The 4327-nt window shown below is 31.7% G+C and carries 4 protein-coding genes; 1 reads left to right on the plus strand and 3 read right to left on the minus strand.

Annotation, left to right across the window (positions count from 1 at the left end; translation table 11 throughout):
* Window positions 1-499: 499 nt before the first annotated feature.
* On the plus strand, window positions 500-2134 hold the full coding sequence (locus tag ACRRVB_RS04800; protein ID WP_432466822.1) for an AAA family ATPase: 1635 nt from the start codon (window positions 500-502) through the stop codon (window positions 2132-2134).
* A gap of 265 nt (window positions 2135-2399) precedes the next feature.
* On the opposite strand, the gene ACRRVB_RS04805 is transcribed toward ACRRVB_RS04800, so the two are convergent.
* From ACRRVB_RS04805 to ACRRVB_RS04815, 3 genes are all read right to left on the minus strand, one after another.
* On the minus strand, window positions 2400-2867 hold the full coding sequence (locus ACRRVB_RS04805; protein WP_432466823.1) for a hypothetical protein: 468 nt from the start codon (window positions 2865-2867) through the stop codon (window positions 2400-2402).
* 316 nt (window positions 2868-3183) lie between these two features.
* Window positions 3184-3756, minus strand: a complete 573-nt coding sequence (locus ACRRVB_RS04810; RefSeq protein ID WP_432466824.1) for a PDDEXK nuclease domain-containing protein — start codon at window positions 3754-3756, stop codon at window positions 3184-3186.
* Window positions 3757-3786: 30 nt separating this feature from the next.
* Complete coding sequence (locus tag ACRRVB_RS04815) at window positions 3787-4098, minus strand: DUF1016 N-terminal domain-containing protein (protein WP_432466825.1); 312 nt, start codon at window positions 4096-4098, stop codon at window positions 3787-3789.
* Window positions 4099-4327 lie beyond the last annotated feature (229 nt).

Consider the following 4327-nt stretch of genomic DNA (forward strand, 5'->3'; position numbering starts at 1 on the left):
GATAAAACGCATACGCAACATGTTATGGAATCTATAGCCTATAATTTATATAGAGCTCCAAATATCATTTTAAAGGGTTTTTAGGGGGATGGTATATCTAAAATATACAAAGATTAACTTGAAAATCACTAAATAACTAAATTTATGCATCCTTAACATAAAAACTACTAAAAATACAACTACAACCTTATCAAAAATTACAATAACTATCTATCGCAACGGTCTCATAGTAAAATTTCTTGGTTTTTCATTATCTATTTATGGACATTTTTGTATTTTATTAATCAAATTTTGATCTTAAATATACAATATTTGTAATATATATTTACAAAAATGTTCTAAAATTACTTTATGGATATATAAATGAACCAATACATTTAATCAGATTACAATAAGATCAGGATAAATAAAATAGACTGTATCTACAAAACTTAGCTTAAAAAGCTGTAAAATTGAATCAGGATGGTTCCCAAAGAAACGAAATAGAAAAAAATAAGCTATGCGTAAGATACATGCACTACCTATTGGGTATTCAGATGTTAAATCAGTGATTGAAACAGGCTATTATGTAGATAAAACTCGGTATGCACAAGAGTTGATTGAAAAGAGAAATCCTATCTTCATAGCTCGTCCTAGGAGATTTGGGAAATCACTATTTATTGATACACTGGATACTATATGTAGCGGAGAACAAGAAGTTTTTAAAAATTGTCATATAGGTAAGCCAGAAAATGGATATAATTGGAAGAAATATCCTATCATAAAAATAGATTTTTCAGGCATAAACCACAATCCGAACTGTTTGGAAAACAGTTTAAGAAGTAAATTAGATAAAATTGCGCGCTCGTATGGTGTAACTATACAGATCTCAGATATACAAGATGGACTAGAAAATCTAGTGGAAGCACTGTCAAAACTTAGTAATAGTTATGAATGCAATATAGTAGTCCTTATAGACGAGTACGATGCACCAATTGTGAATCTAACGAAAGGCTCCGACCTTGAAACAGCCAATATCAAAGTCATGAAAGATTTTTTTATGACTTTAAAATCACTGAATAAACATTTTCAATTCACTTTTATCACTGGGGTAAGCAAATTTAGTTTATCTGATGTATTTTCAGGGGCCAATCATTTAAATGACATCACCATTGATGCATCTGCTGATGCTATGTTTGGTTATACGCAACAAGAAATAAAAACCATATTCTCAGAAAATTTAGAAGCTATTGCTAAAAAATGGAGTGAAAAAGAAAGTAAACAAATCAGTGATTTAGAAGTTATGGACCGTATGGCCACTTATTACAATGGTTATAAATTCCATAAAGATGGCGTGAGTGTATATAATCCCTGGTCTACATTAAAGTTTTTGAACAATGGTGAATTAGAAAACTACTGGTATGAATCAGGTAGCCCGACTATACTTATTAACCAGATGTTAACAGACCCTGATAGATTTGAGCTTAATATGGACAATCTTCAAATCAAGGCCACTAGAGACGAGCTAATGTATACTGGGAGTAGAAATGAGATTAGCTTAAAATCTTTGATGTTTCAAACGGGCTATTTAACCATTGATAGTTATGACGAAGCTAGTAGTTTATACACCCTAAAATTCCCTAATAAAGAAATAGAAGAGTCTTTTCAAAGGAGTATAAGATATAGCCTAGAGAAAAACGTAAAAGATTATTTTATACAAGAGAGAGAAAAGATCAGGCATGCACTAGCCAGTAAAAAAATCAAAATTTTTATAGATAGTATCAATACGGCCTTTGCTACCCTTCCTTACTACATTGATACAAAACAGGAAAAACAATTCCATAGTAACCTGCACATGCTATTGCAAGGGTTGGGCTTTCTAGGTGGTAGAAAAATGTACATGCACAGTGAAGCATTATCTAGTCAAGGGAGGGCAGATATCGTTCTAGAGTTAGAAACCGTCATATATATTATAGAAATTAAGTACAAATCCAGTGGGAAAATAGCCTTATCACAAATCAAAGAGCATCAATACTATAGACCCTACTTACTCAGACAAAAAGTCATTATACTATTAGGCATCAACTTCAATGAATCAACCAGAATGGTAGATAACTGGGAATATGAAGTGCAAGAAGCACATTTAGAAGCGTAAAATCAATATTTTATATAAACTTTTTTTCCCTAAAGTTTATATAAAAATTTCACTATAGGGGGTATAGTATAGCACACTATACTTTACTACGTAAAGTGTATCCACTCAGATTCGATGTGCTACCATCTTCGTTAAGATCCAATAACCAAGCAAAAGGGAAATAAATTAGAAACGCCATACTAGATGTGTTTGCCAATTATTAAAAACATCAGTTTTGGATTATAATATTTTTTTAAATTTATAATCAATTAAAAAAGTTTTATTTTTAATTATTTCTGCCAACAAATCCCTTACCAGGTGGTTGTGGAAGTAGATAATGCGCAGCCATCATAGCTAATATATTAGACATAAAGAAAATAAAATTAAAATTTACTCCTATTTTCGGTATCATCCATTTAATCCAAATGAATTTAATAAGTATACATGTAGCCATCCCTATCAAAAAAGTACGGGAAGTTCCTCTAAAACCAAAAAAAATTAAGACCAAAGGGGGGGCAACTAGCATGTTAAAAGCTGAGTAGAAGTGGATAGAAAATTTAGATAATTTAAATATGTCAGTTTGGTAGACTGCTGGTATAGTTGCTAATAAACCAATAATTATCGTAGTGCATTTAGCTATTAGTACCTTACTAGTATCTGAAACGTATTTTATACCGAAAATGTTTTCTATAATATCATGACTAATGGTAACACCAGCAATATGTAAACAAGAATCAATTGTAGACATGCACATACCTAATATTGCTTATAGGGCAAAATATAATTTTTTTACTTCATATTCTTACATAAAAAATAAAACTATCAAAAACAAAAAATACTATCCTAAAAGCTAGGATAGGAGAGGGGAGAGGCATATGATAGTATACATCGGGAATTATTACATACCTGGTCATAAGAATATAGCATTTGCTTAATAGAGGGTGTAGTCTAAATCTTTATCTGCAAAATTAGAGTCAGACTATCCATATTTTTTATTAAATTTGTAAAAAACTGAAAAATAATTTATACAAATACAGTTGGAGTCTACTCTTAAAATACCAAAGGTGAGATCAATCGTCTTCTATATGATCTAATCCTTTAGCAAGTTCTGCTTCTAGTTCCTCAATGGTTGGAAGCACTGTTTGTAATTTTTCAGGCAAGTTTTTAGTAAGCCTGTATGTTGAAAGACCTATAGGTTTATTTATATCACGTAGAGTGTATTCTGCTAAAACACCTACCTTAGATCTACATAAGATTAATCCAATAGAAGGATTATCACTTGAGTGGCGCAATAAATCATCCACAGCAGAAAGATAAAAGTTCATTTTTCCTACATATTCAGGCTTGAAGTCTCCAGATTTTAACTCTATAACTATAAAGGAATGAATCTTGACATGATAAAATAATAGGTCTATATAAAAATCTTGTTCTTGAACTTGAAGATGATATTGACGACCTAAGAAAGCAAATCCTTCACCTAACTCAAGTAGGAATTTTTCAATATGTGCAACTAGCTCTTTTTCTAATTCTCTTTCATGGGCTTCATCACTAAGACTTAAAAAGTCGAATAAATAAGGATTCTTTAGAGTAGTCTGGGCTAAAGCGGCGTGTGGGGGCGATAATTGTTTATCAAAATTAGTAATGGCCCTTGACTGACGTTCATATAAATTGGTCTATATTTGTATAGATAAGTTACTTCTTGACCAGCCATTTTTAATAGTATATTCTATATAAAATTTTTGTTGAATTTTATCGAGCCCAGAATAGATTAGGACTACAATATGTCCCCAGGGTATTTGGTCAACAGCTTGTTGACTAATTTCATCTTCATGATATACTTGAGCAAACTTGCGCATATATTTCAGATTTTGTGGACTAAACCCTTTCATTTCTGGAAAAGTAGCTCTTAAATCCTTGGATAGCTGAGCAATAACGCCAGCTCCCCATCGTTCTTGAACCTGAGTATGCAGGATACGACTTCCTATATGGGGTCGCCTTGGATATTGGAAATTATTGTACGTTAAGGTCTGTTTTCTGTACTAGCTTTGGGTTGTTTTTTCTTCCGAGTTATTATATCAATTGACGTGATAGACAACATTTTTCAGATACTATTTTTCCCATTTTCCAGCAAGTTATTAAAAGTGCTTAGCATGATTTTTTTAATTGTTTAAAGTGTACAATCGTTGAATACGGCATACTTGCGATGCGCTGTAC

It is taken from the genome of Candidatus Cardinium hertigii (genome assembly GCF_050864855.1).
GTDB lineage: Bacteria > Bacteroidota > Bacteroidia > Cytophagales > Amoebophilaceae > Cardinium > Cardinium hertigii_C.